The following is a 1,362-nucleotide window of genomic DNA, read 5'->3' as shown; positions in this document are numbered from 1 at the left end:
TATTGAGAGGGGGGCACAATGGTTCTCCCCTCTCAATAATATTGTTCACTATTTCCCTTAACAGTTAGCTTTTCCCAATTTCCCTACAGCAGTAAACAAACCAGCCACAGCGATTAGACCAAGCACAGTAGAGGATTCAGGTACATCTTGTGGTTCCGATGAAGACGGTTCTGGAGGAGCGCCAAGGAAGCCCACTTGGTAGGTGGCATTGTGAGATGTACCATCTTCTAGGTTGACTAGCCCAGATGGTGTGGGAACGAAACCGTAAAGGTATTCAGTTTTCCCATTGTATTCAACCTTGACAATTTCACTAGCCCTTATACTAGGTGGTAATGGTAGTTGAAAACCAGGCGATAAAAGAGCCATCATCTGTTCCAACTGATCAAACGTATCTTCGAACGCATCTCGAGCATCAAGGTGACCTGCTAGCCCAATGCTAATCTGGCCTGTTGCGTTTTGGTTGACGTAGGAAATATTGGGGTCGCTAAATCGTTGCAATCCTCCATTATCGCTAAATAGTGTATAGAATTCATTAACTATGAAATTGCTGCTAGCATAAGATCCAAGACCGTGTGCAGTTAAGGCATCACTGACCCACTCCTGACCTAAGGTTATGCCATCACTATCAAGATCACTGTTCCAGTCAGCTAATGTCAGACTGCTCAAGGTGATGTCCTTACCACCGATGTCACCGGTTAGGCTTGTGACATCGGTATAGGTGGCAAAGTCGCTGTTGCTCAGAGTTTCACTGCTGGCAAATAGCTCTACGTTTCCACCAGGGTCACTAGCGTCACCTAGCAATATAGTAGACAAAATAGCATTTGGAGCTTCATAGGTATTCGTACCGTCAGATGCATACTTGAGGTAGTCACTACCTTCCAGGGTCGCTCCCGTGAGGCTTCCAGCAACAGCTGGGGTAGTGGCGATCGCACTCATACCGGCAATAATTGAGGCCCCGAGCCACATTTTCATTACTGTGCTTTTCATTGACATGTCTCCCGATACTTTTTAGCTACCAAAATCTACTTTGCCGATTTTAGCCCACGCCCTGCAAGCTGCTCTCGCAGCCAGGGGGTATCTCCCAAGGCCAAGATCGGTTTTGTTCCGCTCTTGGCGCAATTATCTGTGTTTAATAGAAAACGCAACCACTATCATGGTTTGCTTTGGTTTTCGGCTTCAATTCAAGGAACCAGAATGTTTTCAATGACACTAGAAAACTAATCAAAGTCGTGCCATATTTTTGGAGATACTGCAAGATATTTGTAGAAAATCGTCAACAGTGGCTAGCCTTCGAGTTTGTTTGGGTTGCTGGCAGCACTTGGTGTCTTTTTTTTAGTATCGGAGTGGGATGTTAGCGATCGC

General features: G+C 45.7%; 1 protein-coding gene. It reads right to left on the bottom strand.

The window, feature by feature from the left end; genetic code table 11:
• Nucleotides 1–57: 57 nt before the first annotated feature.
• Nucleotides 58–987, bottom strand: coding sequence for an NF038130 family PEP-CTERM protein (locus F6K51_RS37370; RefSeq protein ID WP_293031254.1), 930 nt, complete (start codon nucleotides 985–987; stop codon nucleotides 58–60).
• Between the last annotated feature and the right edge of the window lie 375 nt (nucleotides 988–1,362).

The sequence above is a fragment of the Moorena sp. SIO3I8 genome (genome assembly GCF_010692325.1).
Classification (GTDB): domain Bacteria; phylum Cyanobacteriota; class Cyanobacteriia; order Cyanobacteriales; family Coleofasciculaceae; genus Moorena.
The sequence above is the reverse complement of the archived record's forward strand: the minus strand, read 5'-3'. Positions and strand labels throughout refer to the sequence as shown.

Bases quoted from the DNA above. Each gene is read 5' to 3' on its own strand.
- F6K51_RS37370 (WP_293031254.1), bottom strand. From the start codon at position 987: ATGAAAAGCACAGTAATGAAAATGTGGCTCGGGGCCTCAATTATTGCC.